Genomic DNA, 20,739 nt, shown 5'->3' on the forward strand with positions numbered 1-20,739 from the left:
CCGTTTCACGTGAAACACCCCCGCCGGGACGACTCCCCGCCTCGGCCTCTTGCCGCCTTCGCCGCGACGTCTTGCCCCTCACCATCTCGACCGCCGTTTCACGTGAAACACCCATCTCAGCTAACGCGCCACCGCTGCCACCGCCACCGCCACCGCCACCGTCTGGGGCGGTCGGCACCGCGACCGGCATCGCCACCGCCACCAATTCGGGCGGTCGGCACCTCGACCGGCATCCGCACCGCGACCGGCACCGACCGGCATCCGCACCGCCGCCGCGACCGCCACCGGAGGCCGGAACCGGGACCGACGTGCGAGCGGCACCGGTGGCCGCCAACCGTTACCGGGATCCCATCTGAACCGTCAGAGCCGTCAGCACCGGCGACCGCGATCATTACGGTGGGCACCGTCGCCGCCGTGGAGATTGAACGCCCGCGCCGACAGCCGTCGCCGTGCGGCACCACGTCGTGCATTGCGACCAGCATGTCGACCGGTATCGCGCCCCTGCCCGCTTCCACATTCGACGCCCTCTCAATGGGGCGCCGTTTCACGTGAAACAGCGCGGCCAGCGAGTGGGCGGAGAGGGCAGCGCGTTTCACGTGAAACGACCGCGCGGATGCCGACCATCGGAGGCGCTTGTCGGTTCCACGTGAAACTCTGGCGCTTCGGAAACGGCAGGGCGGCCAGTGTCTCCATCTGCGTCAGCGATCTGGTTCTGGCACCCCGTCCGGGGGTGCGCCGCACCGAGCGGATCGGGTTGCCTGTCATGGGACGCGAAGGCTAAGCGGTCAGGGCGCTCTTGATGTCGCGGATGAAATCGTCGACCTGCTGCGGGGTGGTGTTGAAAGCCGTCATCCACCGGACGACCCCCGTCTGCTCGTCCCACAGGTGGAACAGGTACCGCTCCTGCAGCGCCTTGGTCGCCTTCTCCGGCAGGGCGGCGAAGACCGCGTTCGACTCGACCGGGTAGGCGAGCTCGACACCAGGCAGCCCCGCCGTACCTTCAGCGAGCCGGGTGGCCATCGCGTTGGCGTGGGCGGCGTTCGAGCGCCAGAGTTCGTCCGTGAGCAGCGCCGAGAGTTGAGCAGAAATGAAGCGCATCTTCGAGGCCAGTTGGAGTGACTGTCGTCTGAGGAACGGCACCCCGCGGCTCAACGACGGCTCCAACGTCACGACGGCCTCGGCGGCGAGCGCGCCGTTCTTCGTGCCACCGAGGCTGAACACGTCGACTCCCGTGTCCGTGGTGATGGCCCGGAGGGGACAGCCGAGGTGCGCGGCCGCGTTGGCCAGGCGAGCGCCGTCCACATGGAGGAAGAGCCCGGCTTCGTGTGCGGTCTCGGCGAGGGCGGCGATCTCGTCGGGGGAGTAGCAGGTGCCGAGTTCGGTCACCTGCGAAATGGAGACGACCTTCGGCTGCGACTCGTGCGGGTTGCCGAGCCCGCCGAGGCGTGTGGTGATGTCTCCCGGCCTGAGCTTCCCGTCGGCGGTCGGTACGGTGATCAACTTGACGCCGAGCAGCCGTTCCGCGGCACCCGCTTCGTGGGTGGCGATGTGGGCGGAGTCGGCGCAGATGATGCCGTCGTACCGGCCGAGCATGAGCGCCAGGCCGACCATGTTCGCACCTGCGCCGTTGAGCACGGCGAACCCTTCTGCGCTGTCACCGAACTCGTCCTTGATCTGACGCTCGAAGACGGCGGTCGCCGCGTCACCGCCGTACGCGGGAGCGTCGCCTTCGTTGGCCGCGGAGATGGCGTCGAGGATCGCGGGGTGCACGCCTGCGTGGTTGTCGCTGGCGAAGCTCTTGGGATACCGGGAGTCGTTGAACACATCGCCAGGCTAATGAGCCGGTGTCGCTTCCACGCATCGAGCCCATGGCGCGGAAGGCCCGGCACAAGCGAGGTTCATCCGGGGCTGCAGGCCTTCTTCATCGCGGTGTGATCCAACCGGGAGTGGCGACGTCTCATCACGGAGACGGGCGCCTTCGGGAGGACGAAAGGCGGGGCGAGGAAGGAGAGGAAGGCAGGGATGAGTCGGGGGTGAGGGGCGGCGAGGAGTAGAGCGAGCCCAGGGTCAGAGCGAGCGCAGGGTCAGAGCGAGCCAGGGTCAGAGCGAGCCAGGGTCAGAGGGTGGAGGGGTCGGGGGTGGTGGAGCGGTGGGCGGCGCGTTCGAGGAGGGTGCGGCAGAGCACGCCGAGGTCCTGTCCCGCGACCTCCACCGCCATCGGAAGCAGCGAGGTCTCCGTCATGCCGGGAGCGACGTTCACCTCGAGGAAGTGGGGGAGTCCGTCGGCGTCCACGATGAGGTCCGTACGAGAGACGTCTCGCAGGCCCAGCGCCGTGTGCGCGGTGACCGCCATCTCGGCGCAGGCGGCCGCGGCCTCGGGGGAGAGGCGGGCGGGAGCGAAGAACTCGGTGTGCCCGGCGGTGTAGCGGGCGGCGTAGTCGTACACGCCCTCGTCCGGGACGATCTCGACCGGCGGGAGTGCCACGGGTCCCTCGCCGAGATCGACCACGGATACCGACACTTCGACGCCGTCGACGTAACGCTCGACCAGTGCCGTGTCGCCGTAGGCGAAGCAGCCGACCATCGCCGCAGGGAGCTCTTCGGCGGTCCGCACGAACGACGCGCCCAGGGCGGAGCCGCCACGCGCCGGCTTGACGAACAGCGGCAGGCCGAGATGGTCGACGATGCGCGCCAGGACGGCCGAGGCGCCGAGATCGTGGAACGTCTCCTTGGGGAGCGTCACCGATTCAGGCGTTCGCAGCCCCACCGAGCGGACGACCGCCTTTGCCGTCGGCTTGTCGAAGGCGACCCTGCAGGCGTCGGGGTCCGCGCCGACGTAGGGGACGCCAAGGAGTTCGAGCACCGAACGGATCGCGCCGTCCTCGCCCGCGCCGCCGTGCAGCGTGACGAACACCGCGTCGGGACGGTCGGCCAGCATCGCGGGAACCAGCGAGGCGTCGGTGTCTCGGGTCTCGACGTCGATGCCCGTCGCGCGTAGCACCTCGCTCACCCGCCGCCCGGAGCGCAGCGAGACCTCCCGCTCGTAGGACAATCCGCCGGCAAGCACGAGCACGTGACTCAGGTCGCTCATCAAATTCCCTCCGCAGATCGGCGGCGTCGCACGATGTTCCACCGTACCCGCCCGACCTGCCCACCACCGACCCAGATCGCCTCCTTTCGCTGGCCGAGCCGGGGTCTTTCGCACCCGTCCTCCACCGATCCGTCGGAGGCTCCTCGCGGCCGAGCGCCCGAGGTTCGCCCCGTGCGGTGGCGCTCGTTCTGGCTGTGGCTCCTGTGCGGTGGGCGCTCGTTTCCCCGCGGTGGGGTCGTGTCGCGCGCGGCGGGCGCTTGTTCCTCCCGATGGGTGGGCGTCCGGTGTCCGCTGTGACTGGGGGCGGCGGGTTCAGCCCGTACGGCTTGCCGCCCCACGCGCCCCGGTGGTCACCGGTGGCCATCCGTCCTAGTGACGCTCCTCGTGCGGCGGGTCCGGCCTGTACGGCACGCCGCCCCACGCGCCCCGGTGGTCACCGGTGGCCGTCCGTCGAGGCCGCTCTCGGGAGAATGGCTCTCCTGGAAGAATGCGGAACGGCCGACACCTCGCGTGTGAGGTGCCGGCCGCTCGTCAGGCTGGGCATGGCTCGCGCCGTACCAGAGGAAAAGACCCTCAGGCCAGGTCTGGGCCCGGGGTGTCGACGCCGTGGGGGGCGGGGGCGGAGCCGGTTCCGAAGGTGTCGCGGAGCTGGATCTCCTGTTCGATCACCCCGGCGAGCCGTCGCACGCCCTCCCTGATCCGGTCCGGCTTCGGGTAGCAGAACGACAGGCGCATGTGTCTGGCGCCGCTCCCGTCCGAGAAGAACCCGGTGCCGGGCACGAACGCCACTCGCTCGGCCACCGCGCGCGGCAGGATCGCCTTGGAGTCGAGTCCGTCGGGAAGTGTCGCCCACACGAAGAACCCGCCTCCCGGGCGGGTCCATGTGACGCCGGGCGGCATCAGCGATTCCAGCGAGGTGAGCATGGCGTCGCGGCGTTCCCTGTAGAGCTCCCGGAACGTCTTGATCTGCTCCCGCCACGGCTGCGTGGCGAGGTACTGGCCGACGGCGAGCTGGGTGAACGCCGAGTGGGACAGGACCGCCGACTCCATGGCCAGCACGAGCTTGTCGCGGATGGCGTGTGGGGCGAGGGCCCAGCCGACGCGGAAGCCTGGCGCGAGCGTCTTGGAGAAAGAGCCGAGGTACACGACCCCGTCGGGATGGTCGGCGCGAAGCGCCCGCATGGGATCGCCGTCGAACCCGAGCAGGCCGTACGGGTTGTCCTCGACGATCAGGATGCCCGCGCGCTGGCAGATGTCGAGCACCTGCTGGCGGCGGGCGACGTTGAGCGTGACGCCGCCGGGGTTGTGGAAGGTCGGGATCGTGTAAAGGAACTTGATGCGGCTGCCTGCGGCGCGCAACGCGTAGATGGTCTGCGCGAGCGATTCGGGGATGAGTCCCTGGTCGTCCATAGCGATATGGACAACTTTCGCCTGATATGCGGCAAATGTTCCGAGGGCGCCCACGTACGAGGGTCCCTCCGCGAGCACGACATCGCCCGGGTCGATGAAGATGCGGGTGATCAGATCGAGCGCCTGCTGCGAGCCGACGGTGGCCACGACGTCGTCGGGGCTGGCCTCGACGCCCTCGAGCCGCATGACCTCGCAGATCTGCTCGCGCAGGTGCGGGTCGCCCTGCGCCGAGCCGTACTGGAGGGCGACGGGCCCGCGACGGGCGACCAGCTCGGAGACCAGCTCGCCCACCACGTCGAGGGGAAGGGCCGTGACGTACGGCATGCCGCCGGCGAGCGAGACCACCTCGGGCCTCGACGCGACGGCGAAAAGAGCTCGGATCTCGGAGGCGACCATCCCGGTAGCTCGTGCGGCGTACCGATCGACATAGGCATCGATGCGCGACCCTTGGGTCACGGGCGTCCGACCGTGATCCGTCTCTTCTTCCGTCACGGTCCACCTCCTAGGTGTCAAATGGGGGCTGAGAGACCAGAGTACGTCAAAGGCATGACCCGCCCGCGACCGGGAGAGCCCTCTGGAGAATGCACCACTGAGCTACGATGCCAGCTGGGGACGCGGTATTCGCGCGCTTTTCCGCCGAGCAACGATTGGGGCAGAGTTGTCGCGTCGGCTGGCCAATATCACTCTGGACAATCTGGATGATCTGCCGCGTCGGTGCCGGCAGTGCGTCTTCTGGGAGCTCGACCCTGTCAGCGGTGAGCGGGCGGTGAAGACGGGCGATCCGGGGCTGGAGAAAGAGGCCTGGATCTCGTCGACGCTGCTGGAGTGGGGCAGCTGCGGCAAGATCATTTATGTCGACGGGGTGTCCGCCGGATTCGTCCTCTACAGCCCGCCGCTCTACAGCCCGCGTTCGGTGGCGTTCCCGACCTCGCCGGTCAGCGCGGACGCCGTCCTGTTGATGACCGCGCACATCATCCCCGAGTTCTCGGGTGGCGGGCTGGGGCGGATGCTCATCCAGGGGGCGGCGAAGGACCTGACGCGGCGCGGGGTGCGGGCGATCGAGGCCTTCGGCGACCTGAAGTGGGAGGAGCCGAGCTGCGTGGTGCCCGCCGAGTACCTGTTGTCGGTGGGGTTCAAGACGGTTCGGCCGCATCTGCGGTATCCGCGGCTGAGGCTGGAGCTCAAGACGGCCATCTCGTGGCGTGAGGACGTCGAGGTGGCCCTGGAACGCCTCCTCGGCTCCATGAGCCCGGAACGCGCCCTCCGTCCCGTCTGACGCCCCTTGAGGGCCGCCGGCCCCAAACCGCCGACCAAGACACCGCGAGAGCAAGCGGGGACCTGGCCGTCTGCGGTGGGTTGGGGGCTCGGCAGAGGGGCGGGCGGCCCTCGAGTGGCTCCTGGGGCGATGGGACGGCGAAGCCCCGGGGGTTGGGAAACCCTCGGGGCCCGGTGAAGAGAGCCGACTAGATGATGCCGTCGAGCTCGCGCAGCAGCATGGCCTTCGGCTTGGCGCCGATGATCTGCTTGACGACCTCTCCGCCCTTGTAGACGTTCATCGTCGGGATCTGGAGCACACCGTAGTCGCGCGGAACGTTCGGGTTCTCGTCGATGTTCAGCTTGACGATCTCCAGCTTGTCCCCGTACTCCTTCGAGATCTCCTCGAGGATCGGCGCGACCTGGCGGCACGGGCCGCACCACTCCGCCCAGAAGTCAACAAGGACAGGCTTGTCGCTCTTGAGGACGTCCGCCTCGAACGAGGCGTCGGTGACTGCCTTCACAGTCTGCTCCTTCGTTAGTTCTCGTTGCTTGCGAGCCAGCGCTCGGAGTCGAGCGACGCCGAGCATCCGGTACCCGCCGCCGTGATGGCCTGCCGGTAGGTGTGGTCGACCACGTCGCCGGCGGCGAACACGCCGGGGATGTTGGTCGCGGTCGACGGCGAGGCGACCTTGATGTACCCCTCGTCGTCGAGATCGACCTGGCCCTTGACCAGGTCGGTGCGCGGGTCGTGACCGATCGCGATGAACAGGCCGTCGGCGGCCAGGTCGCACTCCTCGCCGGTCTTGAGGTTGCGCAGCTTGACCGAGGTCACCTTGTCGTCGCCGAGTACGTCGATGACCTCGGAGTCCCAGACGAAGCGGATCTTCTCGTTGGCGAAGGCGCGGTCCTGCATGATCTTGCTGGCGCGCAGCTCGTCACGGCGGTGGACGACCGTCACCATGCGCGCGAAGCGGGTGAGGAAGGTGGCCTCCTCCATAGCGGTGTCGCCGCCGCCGACGACCACGATGTCCTTGTTGCGGAAGAAGAACCCGTCACAGGTCGCGCACCAGGAGACGCCGTGGCCGGACAGCCGCTTCTCGTTCTCCAGGCCGAGCTCGCGGTAGCCGGAGCCCATCGCGAGGATGACCGACTTCGCGTAGTAGGTGTCGGTGTGGGTCTTGACGACCTTGGGGTTGGCCTCCAGGTCGACCTCGACCACGTCGTCGGCGACCAGCTCGGCGCCGAAGCGCTCGGCCTGCTTGCGCAGGTTGTCCATCAGGTCAGGGCCCATGATGCCGTCAGGGAACCCAGGGAAGTTCTCCACGTCGGTGGTGTTCATGAGCGCGCCGCCCGCCGTGACGGAGCCTTCGAACACCAGCGGCTTGAGTTCGGCGCGCGCGGAGTAGACGGCCGCGGTATACCCGGTGGGCCCCGAACCGATGATGATCACATTCCGGACGTCGCTCAACGCTCCACGCCTTCCTTCTCTGTTTGCCAGTGGCGTCAACAGATACTAGGCGTCTGTGATTCCCGCTTATCCACAAAGCGGAAGGGCCCGCCGAGGCGGGCCCTTCCCTTGGAGCTAGTTCCAGCTACCCAGCGTGGGTTTGACGATGTTCTTGCACTTGAATGGGTCGACCACGTCGACCCTGACGCGCTGCGCGACCTTGTCCTTCCAGGAGGCGATGATCAGGGCCTCCTGGCCGTTGAACTCGCTCTGGTCGACCATGAAAGGCTTGAGCTTGGTCCGGTTGGAGACCTTGCTGACGCAGGCGGTCACCTTGGTGTCGACACCGCCGCCCTCGGAGGCCGGCGCGGCGGCGAAGAATTCTCGCAGCGGCTGCTTCAGGTCCTGCGCGCTCCAGTTGTAGTCGGTGTCGGTCACGACGTAGCCGAGGCTGGTCTTGGACGGCTGCGGCAGGGCCATGTTGTCCTTCTTCACTGGAGAACCGCCACCGCCCGCCATGAGGCTCGTCCCGACCGCCGCTGTTCCGACCACGACGGCCGCAGCCGCCGCGGCGACCGCGGGCATCGCCCATCTGCGCCGCCGTGCGGAGCGCCGATTGCGCGCTGGGACGATGCTGCCGTCTTCGGCGACGACGCCCAGCCGTACGGGCTCGAGCGCCTCGCGGGTCAGCTCATCCCAGTCGGGACTTTCCACGAGGCCGACACGCCCCCCGGAAGCCTCTCGAGCAAGGGCCTGGTCGATTCGCATCGCGACACCCATCGGCATGGCCGGGGTGGGAGTCGCCGCGAGCACCTCGCGAACCGCCGCCAGATCGGCCAGGAGCTCCCCGCAGGGGTCGCAGGCGGCGAGATGCTCGCGTACCTGTTCGGCCGTGGAAGCGTCCAAGAGACCCTCGGCCAGCTCGGCCAAGATCTCAAGATCGTAGTGCGTATCACCCGTCACGAAGTTCTGCTCCCTTCGCGGATGAGACGCGAGACAGGTCGGTTCGGTTCCGCAGATGCGAAAGAATTGGGGCAAGTTTCGCGCGACCACGCGCGCAGCGGCTCTTCACCGTGCCGCTCGGCACGGACAGCACCTGAGCTGCGTCTTCGACGGAGTAGCCCATCATGTCGACGAGGACGAGCGCTGCTCGCTGGTCGGCTGGGAGACGTTTGAGGGCGGCCGAAACCTCCATGGAGACCTCGCGCTCGCCGGTCTGGTCAGGCATGGGGGTGTCGCGCTCGGCCGCTTCGATCAGCTCGTCGTCGGCGACGGGCCGGACCGATTTGCGGCGCATCCTGTCGAGGCACGCGTTGACCACGATGCGGTGCAGCCAGGTGGTGACGGCCGCCTCACCGCGGAAGCTGTGCGCCTTCCTGTAGGCGGAGACGAATGCGTCCTGTACGGCGTCAGCCGCCTCGTCGGGGTCGCCGAGCGTGCGCAGGGCGACCGCCCACATACGGTCTCGGTGCCTTTTGACTATTTCGCTGAACGCATGCTGATCCCCGTCGAGGTGCCGGGTGAGCAGCTCGGCGTCAGAGGGTGGCTCGGGTGGGGAATTCACAAGGTTTATGCCGTTCCGGGGGAATACACCACTACGTCATAGATGGTGCCATGAAACATCCCGTCCTCTGCGGGAAGACGCGTAAACCAGATCAAAACGTACTGACCGGTTGCGGGCTTGTCCGGCGTCAGCGTGACCTTTCCCGAGGCGTCTTTCTGCTTGGCCACGGTCTTGAGCGCGCCCAGCTCAGGGGAGTCGCCGACCTTCAACTCGATGCCGGCGCCGGGGGTGTCCGGCAGCGTCGCGATCACGTCGGCGATCTTCGTCGGCTTGCCCATGTCGAGCAGCAGGCCCACGCCCGGCTTGAGGTTGCCCAGCGTCGCGCTGACGTAGTTGGTGGTCTTCCAGAAGGTGCCCGGCTTGCCGTCGATGGCGTCCTTGGCGAGCTCCGGGTGCTCCGCGCCGTCGTCGCCGAGCGGGTCGAAGCCCGTGGCCTGCGACGGCTTGATGATCTGCGGCTCCGCCGTCGCCGAGGGCGACGCCGAGATCTCCGCGACCGGCGGTTGGCCGGGGTTGCCCAGCTTGCGGCCGAGCGTCCACGCGCCGACGCCGACCGCGGCGATCACCAGGAGCACGACGAACGTCATCAGCGCCCTGTTGAGGGTGCTCGGCGGTTGCGGCGGTGGCGGCACGTAGAGGTGCTGCCGGGTCTCGAGCCCCTCGGAGCGGGAGGCCGTGGTGGGGGTGGGCGGCGGCGCGGGCGCCGGCGTGTAGGGGATCGGCAGTGGCCTGGCGACGTCGGCGAGCGCCTCGGCCACCTGGGCGGGGTCGGCCAGCGCGCTCTGGCCCCTGCGCGACTCGGGCAGCACGGCCCTGCACGTGATGGTGTCGAGGTAGCCGGGCACGCCCGCGGTCACCTGGCGAGGGGTGCAGAAGTGGCCGTCGTTCATGGGAGCGGCGGGAAGGCCGCCCTCCTCCTCGTCGCCGGGCCAGTGCCCGGTCAGGCCGGCGTAGAGCAGCCGTCCGAGCCCTTCCGCGTCGTCGAGCGCGGGGTCGTCGGTGGTGAGCCCCGCGAGCGCGGCGTCGACGCCGACACCGAGCACCTTGACCGTGTTGCCGGTGGTCCAGACGAGTTTGCCGGGGCGCAGGCACAGGTGGTGGAGGTCGTGCTCGTGCGCGTGGGCCAGCGCCTCGGCCGCCTCGGCGACCAGTGCGGCGGCGCGTTCGGGCTCCATCGGGCCGCCGGCCAGCAGGTCGGCCAGCGAGTCGCCGGTGACCCACTCGCTCACCACGTAGGCGAGATCGTCGTCCTGGGCGGCGTCGAAGACCTGGGTCAGCCGGGGGTCGGTGAGCCGGCTCGCCGCGCGGGCGGCCGTCACCACCTCGGTGACGCGGGGGTAGTCGGGGTCGAAGGTGTGCACCGCGACAGGGCGAGCGAGGATCTCGTCGATGGCCTTCCAGAGGGTCGCGCCCTCGGACTCGCTGACACGGTCCTCCAGGCGGAAGCGCTCCGCGAGGCGGGTGCCTGGTTCTACCGCTGAGGCGCTCATGACTCGATCACCTGCGTGACGACACACCACGCAGGCGCGCTATGCCGGGTGGATCCGCCCACGCCCCTCCTGCTTCCATTTTGCCGCGTGTAGGGCACCATGGTAGTGCCGCGCCAGTTCCTCCCGCGCTCCTTAACGGCCTACCCGCCCCGCGACCATTCCAACGATCGAGTGGACCTCGGGGATACGCATCTTGTGCGCGACCACCAGATACAGGGCGCCGCCAAGGCCGCCGCCGCCGGCCAGAATGATCAGAGAATTGACCATGCCGAGGGCGCCGAACACCTGCTGCACCCCCCAGACGGCCGCCAGCGCGACCACGGCCGTGGGCAGCGCGGCGACGTACATCTTGGTGAGCGCCGAGCCGACCGTCCAGCCACCGAGCCCCTGAACGCGCCGGCTGGCCATCATCCACGCCACCGCCGCGCCGATCGTGTACGCCACGGCGTAGGCGAAGGCCAGCCCCATGACGACGTAGGCCGCAGGAAGCGTGAAGTAGGCCACGAGCATGAGCCCGGCGTTGACCGCCGTGGTGCCCGCTCCCACGAACACCGGCGTCCTGGTGTCGCCGAAGCTGTAGAACACCCGGAGCAGCAGCTGGAAGATCGAGAACGGCACCAGCGCGAGGCCGAAGACCTGCAGCACGTTGCCGATGTAGATGGCGTTCTCCGGCGAGGACTCTCCGTGGCCGAAGATCAGCACGGTGACCGCCGGACCGAGCACCATGAGCAGGAGCGAGATCGGCACCATGACCGAGGCGACCAGCCGTACCCCCGAGCCGAACTCGGCGCGCACCTCGTCGAGCCTGCCCTCGCCCACGGAGCGGCTCATCCTCGGCAGCATGGCGGTGATCACGGAGACGCCGATGATGCCGTAGGGCAGCTGGAAGAGCTGGAACGCGAAGTTGTACGGCGTGAGGCCGTGGTCCTCGACCGCCGCCCCCGCCGCCGTGGCCAGGTTGGTGGTGAGGACGAGGCCGAGCTGCGTGACCACCACGTAGCCGATCGTCCAGATGCCGGCCCTGCCCATCTCGCCGAGCCTGGCGTTGCGGACGTCGAAGCGCGGGCGGAAGGAGAAGCCCGCCCGCTTGAGGGCGACGACCAGCACGATGGCCTGGGCGACGATGCCCGCCGTGGTGCCGAGGCCGAGCAGCGCCAGGTCGCCGTCGGTGACGTTGGCGATCTCGTCGTGGCCGACGCTGACCCCGATGTAGGCCAGCAGCACGACGATGACGACCACGTTGTTCAGGACGGGCGCCCACATCGGGGCGGCGAACCTGTCCCTGGTGTTCAGAATGGCGCCCGCGATGGCGCCGACGCCGAAGAAGGCGAGCTGCGGCAGGATGAACCTGGCCAGCGAGACCGCGACCTCGGACTCCCTGGAGCCCGGCCGCCAGTCGGTGTACAGGTCGATCAGCTGGGGGGCGAGCAGGACGGCGAGCACCGCCACGATCGTGAGCGCCAGCGTCGACAGGGTGAGCAGCCGCTGCTCGTAGGCCCTGCCGCCGTCGGGGTCCTGCTGCTGCGCCCGCACGATCATCGGCACGACGACGCTGCTCAGCACGCCGAGGATGAGCAGGTCGAGGATGCTGTAGGGGATGGTGTAGGCGGCCTGGTAGGCGTCGCCCAGCAGAGCGAGGCCGATCGCGGCTGACAGGATGATCGTTCGGACGAAACCCGTGACCCTGGACACCATCGTGCCCGCGGCCATGATCGCGCTGGCTCGCAGAATGCGGCTCATACGTGCTCGTTCTCCCTAGGCTTCGCCGTCTTCGGCACCCGCCGCTGCGACCTGCGCCGCAGCAGCCGCATCACCACGGCTGCCAGCATCACCGACAGCGCCCCTCCGACGATCACCAACGCGATGCCCGTGTAGCCGGTCGCCTTGATCGTCAGCTTGGCCGGCTTCTGGTACCGCCTGTCGTCCAGGGTGCGCAGCTGGATGGTGACCAGAGAGTCGCCGCTCCTCTTGACCCGCATCCTCACCTGGATCGTGCGGATCTGTTCCGGGCCGATGTCGAGCCGCTGGGGCTTGCCGTCGCTGACGATCTCCAGCAGGTCGGAGGAGTCGGAGGTGACCTGCACGAGCAGCGAGACCGCCTCGCTGCGGGTGTTCTTGACGCTGACGGGGATCTGGCCCTCCTCGCCGGCCAGCAAGCGCGTTCTCGATGCCGAACCGGTGATGGCGACCTTACCGATGCTTTCGTCCACCACCTTGTCGACCTGCTTGACCTCGGCGCCGCCCGTACCCGGCTTGGTGCGCCATGCCGAGGAGGTCAGCCGCAGCACCGCCGTGTCGAAGACGGACGCCAGGCGCTCGGAGGTGATGCTCGAGGTGAGGGAGGCCTTGGCCGCGAGCCGCTTGACCGACTCGAGATACTTCTTGCTCAGCTCGGCCTTGCGGTCGGCGTCGGTGTAGACCAGCCCCGCGTGCGCCGCCGACGCCTTGCTCGGCTTGATCGAGCCGAGCGGAACGCTGGTGAGCCAGGGCAGGCTCGCGGCCGTCTTCAGCAGGTTGGTCACGTGTGTCGGATTGGGGTTCCAGCGGCGGGCGGGCGCGACGACGAGCGACCTGGGCACGGTGGCACCCGGCTCGCCGGCGATCATCGCCGTCTCCGCCACGAACCGCTGCTTCTGCAGGGTGGACGAGCCGGGCACGCCCTTCTGGAGCTCCAGCGTCCGGCTCAGCCCCGGGTCGGCGACGAGCGCCTTGACCGGGCCGGAGACGCTGTCGATCGTCGTGGCGGCGTCGGGCGTGACGGTCGTGAGCGAGTTCCCGGCCACGTTCGTGGTCGCGTTCGTGGACAGATTGTCGGCGTTGAGCAGGACGGTGGTGACGCCGCCGACCGTCAGCAGGTCGAGCGCGTCGTCGTCGATCTTGCCTGCCGCAGGCCACGCGGTCGTGGTCGGCACGTCTCGCCGGAGCAGCTCCTTGGCCTTCCTGCCGCCGATCTCGACCGCCTTGGCGGTCTCCTCGTCGAGCCCCTGATGGGCCAGTGCCGCGACGTCGGGGTCCGCGTACGGCGTGGCCACCACCTCCTGGTTGGCGAGAGCCGTACGCAGGTGTTCGAGCCACTGGGCCGCGCTGGCGTCGGCCGGCCTTCTGATGACCTCGTCGCCCGACTTGGGGTGCACCCGGTACTCAGCGGAACTCATCGCCGCCACGTCGTCGAGCAGCGCGGGTTCGATGAACCACGTGACGTTCTTGGGCTGGGACTTGGCGATGCGCAGGAGGTCGGCGAGGCGGCCGTCGCCCAGCAGGGAGGTGCGCAGTTTGTCGTCGATGAAGAGGGCGTCCGGGCCGCGGCGCGGCTGGTCGATGATCGGCAGCGCGAACGCGATCTTGTTCTTCGGCGGTTTGGCGTCCGGCGGCGCGTAGGTCAGGAAGGTGCGGACGTTGGCGACGGGCACTCCGAGGTTCAGCACCTCGACGCCCAGCGGGTAGACGCCGAACCTGGACAGGGACAGCGCCACGGGCGTGGTGGTCAGCTCGAACTCGGTGGAGGCTCCAGGGGCCAGTGCGGGGAGGGGCCGCGTGGAGCTGTTGAAGGCGTAGTCGGAGACGAGGCCGCCGGCCAGGTACTCCTCCATCGCCGCCCTGCTGGTGAACTGCTGCCTGGGGGCGCGCAGCCGCATGAGCACATTGCCGAGGGGCGTCGTGCCGGTGTTGGTCAGCTTGCCCGCGACCTTGATCTCGTCGGTGGGCTTGCGCGGCACGTCCGGCGTGATCGACTCGATCGTCAGCCTGACCTGCTGCGCCTTGACGGTGACGGCAGCCGTGCTCGCCGGCGTCACGACCATGGCAGTGAACAACACGGCGATGAGGACGGCGAGCGGCGTGGCCTTACGGATCACGCGTCTGCCCATGGAGGAGTTCGACGCACGCCGCCATGGTACGGGCTCAGTGCCGGAGCGCGACCGCCTCACGACTTCCCCTGGGACGGATCAGGCCAAGATCTACGGTCTTTCCGCGGACAAGTCGGAGCAGGTCGAGGGCGTGCAGCCGCAGTGCCGTGTGGCGCTCGCCCGTCGGCGTGAAGACGAAGCCGCGGTCGGCGGGCATCCGCTCGTCGACAAGGACGAACAGGTCGTGAGGGAGCAGGAGGGGACAGATCAACCCTGCCGCGTAGTCGGTGGATGCGTTGATCGCGAAGGCGGGTGCGGGACTGACATTCCTCGACCCGAGCAGCAGGCCGACCGTGCGTGGAGTGGGGAGGTCGGCGACCGTGGAGACCACGGCGACGGCCTCGCGGCCCAGCCTGGAGTGGCGCTCGAACACCGTCACGGCCACGCACCGCTCGGGAGCGGCGGAGATCGTCGCGGGTAGCTCTTCGGCGCACGTCATGGGGCGCGGAAGGCGTACGATCTCATGATGGACCTGGTGTGCGAGGAGCCAGCGGTGGATCGCGAGGGCGTCCTTCATATGTACGCTCCTTGCCTCGTTCCATGGGCCCCCGACGGTCTCTGACCGACGGTAACCCGGACCCGGTGTGGCTCGGGGGATATGTTCCGCAATAGAAGGACCTACCCAGCTTGTCCGACTCAATAGAGATCTCCCGCAAAATCGCTCCGGTCGCCAACGAACTCGGCGAACTCTTCGCCGCCCGCGGGCACGAGCTTGCCCTGGTGGGCGGGTCGGTGCGTGACATCCTGCTGGGCCGTATCGGCAACGACCTCGACCTGACGACCGACGCCCGCCCCGAGCGGGTGCTGGAGATCGTCAGGGACTGGGCCGACTCGGTCTGGACGATTGGCATCGACTTCGGCACGGTCGGCGTGCGCAAGGGCGGCTGGCTGCTGGAGATCACCACCTACCGCAGCGAGTCCTACGACCCGAAGTCACGCAAGCCCGAGGTCATGTACGGCGAGACGCTCGAGGCTGACCTGGAGCGCCGGGACTTCGCCATCAACGCGATGGCGGTGCGGCTGCCGGGCCACGAGTTCGTCGACCCGTACGGCGGCAGGCGCGACCTGGCGGCCAGGGTGATGCGCACGCCGGGCACGCCCGAGCAGTCCTTCGACGACGACCCGCTGCGCATGCTGCGCGCCGCCCGCTTCGCCTCCCAGCTCGGCTTCGCGGTCGCGCCCGAGGCCGTGGCGGCGATGACCGCGATGAGCGACCGCATCGAGATCGTCTCGGCCGAGCGGATCCGCGACGAGCTCGACAAGCTGATCTGCGGCGCCCACCCGCGCGAGGGCCTGCGCCTGCTCGTCGAGACGGGCCTGGCCGCCCATGTGGTGCCCGAGCTGCCCAAGCTCCGCCTGGAGATCGACGAGCACCACCGCCACAAGGACGTCTACGAGCACACGCTGATCGTGCTTGAGCAGGCCATCGCCCAGGAGGAGGACGGCAAGCCCGACCGCATCCTGCGCTGGTCGGCGCTCATGCACGACGTGGGCAAGCCCAAGACGCGCCGCCACGAGCCGGGCGGCAGGGTCTCCTTCCACCACCACGAGGTGGTCGGCGCGCAGCTGACCAAGAAGCGGATGGCGGAGCTGAAGTTCCCCAAGGACGTCGTCTCCGACGTCTCCCGCCTGGTCGAGCTGCACCTGCGCTTCCACGGTTACGGCACAGGCGAGTGGACCGACAGCGCGGTGCGCCGCTACGTGCGTGACGCCGGCCCGCTGCTCGACCGCCTCCACAAGCTGACCAGGGCCGACTGCACCACGCGCAACAAGCGCAAGGCGCAGGCCCTCTCGCGCACCTACGACCAGCTCGAGGAGCGCATCGAGCGGCTCGCGGAGGAAGAGGAACTGGCGAAGATCAGGCCCGAGCTCGACGGCAACGAGATCCAGCGGATCCTCGGCGTCGGCCCTGGCCCGGTGGTCGGCAAGGCCTACAAGTTCCTGCTTGAGCTGCGTCTCGACAAGGGCGTCATCGGCAAGGAGGCCGCCACGGAGGCGCTGCTGCAGTGGGTGGGGGAGAGCAGGCCCTAGAGAGCCGAGGGGGCGCGTGTCGGCGTGGCGATCCGGTAGATCACCGCGCCGAGCACGTAGCCGATCGCGATGATCGCGACGGCGACGAAGGACTTGCCGTTCGCCGGCAGGATCGCCGCCGACAGCGCCGCCGCCAGCACGTACATCCCGTTGAACAGCATGTCGTAGATCGAGAAGGCCCTGCCGAGGTAGGCGTCCTCGACGTCGCGCTGGACGCTGGTGTCGGCGCAGATCTTGACGCTCTGGCCGGTCACGCCCAGCACGAAGCCGCCGATCCACAGCCCCCACGGCTGGAACGGGATGATCAGCAGCGCGCCCAGCACGCCGGCGGTGACCAGCATGATCGGCACCCAGCGCTCGATGGGGAAGCGCTCGGTCGCCCACGGCGTGATGATCACCGCGAAGAAGTAGCCGAAGCCCGAGGTCACCAGCACGATGCTGATGCCGGACAGCGCGGCGTCGGCGTCGCCGTCGGTGAAGTAGTAGCGGTAGAGGATGATGCCCATCGCCGTCGCCATGCCGTACATGAAGCGGTGGGTGGCCATCGCCCCCATCGCCGCCGCGGCCGCGCGGTGGTGGATCAAGTGCCTGGCGCCGTCGACGAGGCCGCTGACCACGTTGCGCAGCGCCTCGCGGGCCTGCGGCCTGTCGGAGTCGTAGGAGGGCCCGAGCAGGTCGCGGCGCATGGTGCGGGCGATCAGCGCGCTCAGCCCGAACACCACGCCCGAGGTGATGAGCAGCAGCGCGGTGCCGCCGTGGCCCGCGCCGAACACCCAGCGCAGCACGATGCCGAAGCCCGCGCCGATGAAGGTGGCCACCGTGCCGGAGGTCGGCGTGACCGCGTTGGCCATCATCAACTGGTCCCTCGGCACCACGTGCGGCAGCGAGGCGCCCAGGGCGGCCAGGAAGAACCTGTTGACGCCGAGCACGCCGAGCGCCGCCGCGTAGAAGTACTCGTCGGGTAGGCCCGCCGCGACGAACGCCGCCGCGACCAGCAGCAGCCCTCCGCGCACGATCGGTGCCACGACCAGGATCTGCCGCCGCGACCAGCGGTCGATGAAGACGCCCACGAACGGGCCGAGCACGCTGTACGGCAGCAGCAGCACGGCGAGGCCGATGGCCACCTGCAGTGCGGTGGTCTGCTTCTCCGGGCTGAAGAAGGCGAAGCCCGCGACGCCGAACTGGAAGATCCCGTCGGAGAACTGCGAGACCAGCCGGGTGGAGAACAACCGTCTGAAGTCGCGGCCCTGCAGGACTACACGGAGATCGGCGGCATAAGACACGACGCCAGCCTAGCCGCCGCCCCGCGGCCTGACATCGGGGTCAACCCTGAGATGGCGGGCGTGACAGATGAGTAAAAGGGTTCCAGCTTAGCGTCATGATCACGTACGCTACAGACTGTGACTCCTGACGAACTCGTGGTGTTGGTCGACGGCGACGGCAACGCGATCGGCACCGCACCCAAGACGTCGGTGCACGGTCCTGACACACCACTTCACCTGGCCTTCTCCAGCTACGTCTTCGACGAGGGCGGCAGGGTGCTGCTGTCCAGGCGGGCCTCCCACAAGGTCACCTGGCCGGACGTGTGGACCAACAGCTGCTGCGGCCACCCGCTGCCGGGGGAGCCCCTCGACGCCGCGGTGGCGCGCAGGCTCTCCTACGAGCTCGGCCTGGTCGTCGACCGCGTCGACCTGATGCTGCCCCGCTTCTCCTACCGGGCGGTCATGGGCAACGGCATCGTCGAGCACGAGCTGTGCCCCGTCTACCGGGTCGTGGTCACGGCTCCCGTGCGGCCGAACCCCGAGGAGGTGGGGGAGGTGCTGTGGATGCCGTGGAAGGAGTTCACCGCGGGCGTGCTGTCGGGCCTGCTGGCGATCTCGCCGTGGTGCCGCGACCAGGTGCCGCAGCTCGACGACCTCGGCGCGGACCCGCTCGCCTGGACTCCGGCGACGCCCGCCGGCCTGCCTCCCGCGGCGCGCGTGTGAACGTTCTTCAACTGCTCGGGTACGGCACGCCCGCCACAGCGCCACCCGAGGCGCGTGGCCGGCGTCCCTCCAGGGAGACGCTCACCGAGCGCGCGTGTCCTGGGCCCGTCACGGCGCACCCAGGAAAGGCGAGACGCCTCGCCGTTGGCGAGGGATGCCCGTGCGCTGGAGTAGCGCACGGGGACGGACCTCGGCCACGACGAGACGTCGGTGCTCACGCCGGCTTGCCGTACGGGATGGCTAGCGCTCGACCTCGCCGCGGATGAACTTCTCCACGTAGTCGCGCGCCTCGTCGTCGGAGTACTGCTCGGGCGGCGACTTCATGAAGTAGGAGCTGGCCGACAGGATCGGGCCCGCGATCCCCCTGTCGAGGGCGATCTTGGCCGCGCGGACCGCGTCGATGATGATGCCCGCCGAGTTGGGCGAGTCCCACACCTCCAGCTTGTACTCCAGGTTCAGCGGGGTGTCGCCGAACGAGCGGCCCTCCAGGCGGACGTAGGCCCACTTGCGGTCGTCGAGCCACGGCACGTGGTCGGAAGGGCCGATGTGCACGTCGGCCTTGGCCATCTCGTGCGGGATCTGCGAGGTGACGGACTGCGTCTTGGAGATCTTCTTCGACTGGAGGCGCTTGCGCTCCAGCATGTTCATGAAGTCCATGTTGCCGCCGAAGTTGAGCTGGTACGTGCGCAGCAGCTCGACCCCGCGGTCCTCGAACAGCTTGGCCATCACGCGGTGCGTGATGGTGGCGCCGACCTGCGACTTGATGTCGTCGCCGACGATCGGCACGCCTGCCTCGGTGAACTTCTCGGCCCACTCGGGGTCGGAGGCGATGAAGACCGGCAGCGCGTTCACGAAGGCCACCTTGGCGTCGATCGCGCACTGGGCGTAGAAGCGGTCGGCCTCCTCCGAGCCCACCGGCAGGTAGGACACCAGGACGTCGGCCTGGGCGTCCTTCAGCACCTGCACGACGTCAACGGGCTGCTCGTCGGACTCCTCGATGATCTCGCGGTAGAACTCACCGAGACCGTCGAAGGTATGGCCACGCTGGACGATGACACCCGTCGGCGGCACATCCGTGATCTTGATCGTGTTGTTCTCGCTGGCGACGATCGCCTCGGACAGGTCGCGGCCGACCTTCTTGGCGTCCACGTCGAAAGCGGCGACGAACTCGACGTCACCCACGTGGTAGTCACCGAACTTGACGTGCATCAGACCCGGCACTCGTGTGTCCGGGTCGGCGTCCTTGTAGTAGTGAACGCCTTGAATCAGCGACGCCGCGCAGTTGCCGACACCGACAACGGCTACGCGTACCGAACCCATCGCACTCGCTCCCTTACTCATCTGATGACGTATCTCTCTCGGGCTCTTGCGAGGCCCTGCGTTCTGTTGCGATCAGCTCGTTCAGCCAGCGCACCTCGCGTTCGACCCCTTCCAGCCCGTGGCGCTGAAGCTCCAGCGTGTAGCTGTCGAGGCGCTCCCTCGTGCGGGCGAGCGCGGTGCGGACGCTGTCGAGTCGTTCCTCCAGGCGGCTGCGACGCCCTTCGAGGATGCGGAGGCGTACCTCGGCCTCCGTGTGCCTGAAGAAGGCGAAGTGGACGCCGAAGCTCTCGTCTTCCCACGCGGACGGGCCCGCCTGGGTGAGCAGATCCTGCAGCCGCTCCTTGCCGTCCGCCGTGAGTTTGTAGACGATCTTCGACCGTCCGCCCACCGCTTCCGTCGGGTGTTCCTCCGCGATGAGCCCGTGCTCCAGCAATGACTTCAGGCACGGGTACAGCGAGCCATAGGAGAAGGCCCGGAACATCCCCAGCAGCGCGTTGAGCCGTTTGCGCAGCTCGTAGCCGTGGAGCGGGGTCTCGTGCAGCGACCCGAGCACGGCGAGTTCCAGGACTCTGCCCTGTCCGCCCGCCAACGGAACCGCCCCCTCTCGCGTCGATGTATCGAGTCGATACATCCGTAGGATACGTCAGATCGCTATATCGCTGCAATTAACGGATTCCTCAAGAGGTTGGGAGCAATCGGCAAAAAGCCGTAGTCTGGCGCGCATGTGGTCACAGCGAGGGGTGGTGGACTACGGACTAGCGAAGCGGGCGACGGTGCGCTCGCTTCGTGCCGGGCGTGCTTCCACCCGTGATGTCTGTGACGCACAGCCGTATCTCCTTCGCGCGGCACGGCACTTCGGCGAGCCGACCGAACGCCTCTGCCCGATATGCGAGAGAGAGAACGTCACCAACGTGACCTATGTCTATGGGGATTCGTTGGGACGACATGCCGGTCGCGTAAAGGCCACGTCAGAGATCCGCGAAATGGCCCATGATTACGAGGAGTTCCGGGTCTACGTGGTCGAGGTCTGTCAAGGTTGTTCCTGGAACCACCTGACCGTCTCCTACGTCCTCGGCAACGGGCCACCCGACACCGTCGGCACCACCTGAACCGAGGACGGCGCCCGCCGTGTACGACGACGACGATGCGAGGACGTGTTGAGTAACAGCAGCTATGGCTCCGAGCCGACCGGACGCGGACAGCGCTCTGAAGGAACGGCTCGCCAGGGAAGGCGCCGTC

At 68.5% G+C, this 20,739-nt stretch carries 18 protein-coding genes; 4 read left to right on the plus strand and 14 right to left on the minus strand.

All coding sequences use genetic code 11. The features are described from left to right. Window positions 1–777: 777 nt before the first annotated feature. From AB0B45_RS21240 to AB0B45_RS21250, 3 genes are all read right to left on the minus strand, one after another. Window positions 778–1,824, minus strand: a complete 1,047-nt coding sequence (locus AB0B45_RS21240; RefSeq protein WP_358132847.1) for a beta-eliminating lyase-related protein — start codon at window positions 1,822–1,824, stop codon at window positions 778–780. A 292-nt stretch (window positions 1,825–2,116) separates the two neighbouring features. Beyond that, complete coding sequence (locus tag AB0B45_RS21245) at window positions 2,117–3,091, minus strand: D-alanine--D-alanine ligase (RefSeq protein ID WP_358132849.1); 975 nt, start codon at window positions 3,089–3,091, stop codon at window positions 2,117–2,119. A 573-nt stretch (window positions 3,092–3,664) separates the two neighbouring features. After that, the gene (locus tag AB0B45_RS21250) at window positions 3,665–4,897 is read right to left on the minus strand and encodes a PLP-dependent aminotransferase family protein (protein ID WP_358132850.1); all 1,233 of its coding nucleotides are present in this window, start codon (window positions 4,895–4,897) and stop codon (window positions 3,665–3,667) included. Window positions 4,898–5,159: 262 nt separating this feature from the next. Between AB0B45_RS21250 and AB0B45_RS21255 the strand changes: the two genes are divergently transcribed. Continuing rightward, window positions 5,160–5,777 (plus strand): GNAT family N-acetyltransferase, encoded by a 618-nt coding sequence (locus AB0B45_RS21255; protein WP_358132852.1) that lies wholly within the window; start codon window positions 5,160–5,162, stop codon window positions 5,775–5,777. Window positions 5,778–5,964: 187 nt separating this feature from the next. Here AB0B45_RS21255 and trxA read toward each other — a convergent pair whose 3' ends face one another. The 8 genes from trxA to AB0B45_RS21295 form a co-directional block, all read right to left on the minus strand. Further along, window positions 5,965–6,279 (minus strand): thioredoxin, encoded by a 315-nt coding sequence (gene trxA / locus AB0B45_RS21260; protein ID WP_358132853.1) that lies wholly within the window; start codon window positions 6,277–6,279, stop codon window positions 5,965–5,967. A gap of 14 nt (window positions 6,280–6,293) precedes the next feature. Next, the gene (trxB, locus tag AB0B45_RS21265) at window positions 6,294–7,226 is read right to left on the minus strand and encodes a thioredoxin-disulfide reductase (RefSeq protein WP_358132854.1); all 933 of its coding nucleotides are present in this window, start codon (window positions 7,224–7,226) and stop codon (window positions 6,294–6,296) included. Window positions 7,227–7,340: 114 nt separating this feature from the next. Next, entirely contained in the window at window positions 7,341–8,168 is an 828-nt protein-coding gene (locus tag AB0B45_RS21270; RefSeq protein ID WP_358132856.1) for a zf-HC2 domain-containing protein, read from the minus strand. After that, window positions 8,158–8,769 (minus strand): RNA polymerase sigma factor SigM, encoded by a 612-nt coding sequence (sigM, locus tag AB0B45_RS21275; protein WP_358132858.1) that lies wholly within the window; start codon window positions 8,767–8,769, stop codon window positions 8,158–8,160. The genes AB0B45_RS21270 and sigM overlap by 11 nt, the downstream gene beginning before the upstream one ends. A gap of 5 nt (window positions 8,770–8,774) precedes the next feature. After that, entirely contained in the window at window positions 8,775–10,259 is a 1,485-nt protein-coding gene (locus AB0B45_RS21280; RefSeq protein WP_358132859.1) for a protein kinase family protein, read from the minus strand. Window positions 10,260–10,391: 132 nt separating this feature from the next. Next, window positions 10,392–11,999: a murein biosynthesis integral membrane protein MurJ gene (gene murJ, locus AB0B45_RS21285; RefSeq protein ID WP_358132861.1), complete on the minus strand. Its 1,608-nt coding sequence runs from the start codon at window positions 11,997–11,999 to the stop codon at window positions 10,392–10,394. Continuing rightward, complete coding sequence (locus tag AB0B45_RS21290; RefSeq protein WP_358132862.1) at window positions 11,996–14,125, minus strand: DUF6049 family protein; 2,130 nt, start codon at window positions 14,123–14,125, stop codon at window positions 11,996–11,998. The genes murJ and AB0B45_RS21290 overlap by 4 nt, the downstream gene beginning before the upstream one ends. A 34-nt stretch (window positions 14,126–14,159) precedes the next feature. Then, window positions 14,160–14,681, minus strand: coding sequence for a YbaK/EbsC family protein (locus tag AB0B45_RS21295; protein ID WP_358132864.1), 522 nt, complete (start codon window positions 14,679–14,681; stop codon window positions 14,160–14,162). 110 nt (window positions 14,682–14,791) lie between these two features. On the opposite strand from AB0B45_RS21295, the gene AB0B45_RS21300 reads away from it, so the two are divergent. Continuing rightward, the gene (locus tag AB0B45_RS21300; protein ID WP_358132866.1) at window positions 14,792–16,195 is read left to right on the plus strand and encodes a CCA tRNA nucleotidyltransferase; all 1,404 of its coding nucleotides are present in this window, start codon (window positions 14,792–14,794) and stop codon (window positions 16,193–16,195) included. On the opposite strand, the gene AB0B45_RS21305 is transcribed toward AB0B45_RS21300, so the two are convergent. Next, window positions 16,192–17,478: an MFS transporter gene (locus AB0B45_RS21305; protein ID WP_358132867.1), complete on the minus strand. Its 1,287-nt coding sequence runs from the start codon at window positions 17,476–17,478 to the stop codon at window positions 16,192–16,194. The genes AB0B45_RS21300 and AB0B45_RS21305 overlap by 4 nt on opposite strands. 117 nt (window positions 17,479–17,595) lie before the next feature. Here AB0B45_RS21305 and idi point away from each other — a divergent pair, with 117 nt between their 5' ends. Beyond that, window positions 17,596–18,180, plus strand: coding sequence for an isopentenyl-diphosphate Delta-isomerase (idi, locus tag AB0B45_RS21310; protein WP_358132868.1), 585 nt, complete (start codon window positions 17,596–17,598; stop codon window positions 18,178–18,180). A gap of 240 nt (window positions 18,181–18,420) precedes the next feature. Here the strand turns inward: idi and AB0B45_RS21315 are convergent, their stop codons facing one another. Together AB0B45_RS21315 and AB0B45_RS21320 are read right to left on the minus strand one after the other, a co-directional pair. Further along, window positions 18,421–19,500: an inositol-3-phosphate synthase gene (locus AB0B45_RS21315; RefSeq protein WP_358132870.1), complete on the minus strand. Its 1,080-nt coding sequence runs from the start codon at window positions 19,498–19,500 to the stop codon at window positions 18,421–18,423. A 13-nt stretch (window positions 19,501–19,513) separates the two neighbouring features. Next, window positions 19,514–20,089 (minus strand): PadR family transcriptional regulator, encoded by a 576-nt coding sequence (locus AB0B45_RS21320; protein WP_358132872.1) that lies wholly within the window; start codon window positions 20,087–20,089, stop codon window positions 19,514–19,516. A gap of 133 nt (window positions 20,090–20,222) precedes the next feature. Between AB0B45_RS21320 and AB0B45_RS21325 the strand changes: the two genes are divergently transcribed. Continuing rightward, the gene (locus tag AB0B45_RS21325; protein WP_358132874.1) at window positions 20,223–20,609 is read left to right on the plus strand and encodes a DUF5318 family protein; all 387 of its coding nucleotides are present in this window, start codon (window positions 20,223–20,225) and stop codon (window positions 20,607–20,609) included. The last annotated feature ends 130 nt before the right edge of the window (window positions 20,610–20,739 follow it).

The organism is Nonomuraea sp. NPDC049152 (genome assembly GCF_040648355.1).
In the GTDB taxonomy this organism is placed as follows: Bacteria; Actinomycetota; Actinomycetes; order Streptosporangiales; family Streptosporangiaceae; genus Nonomuraea.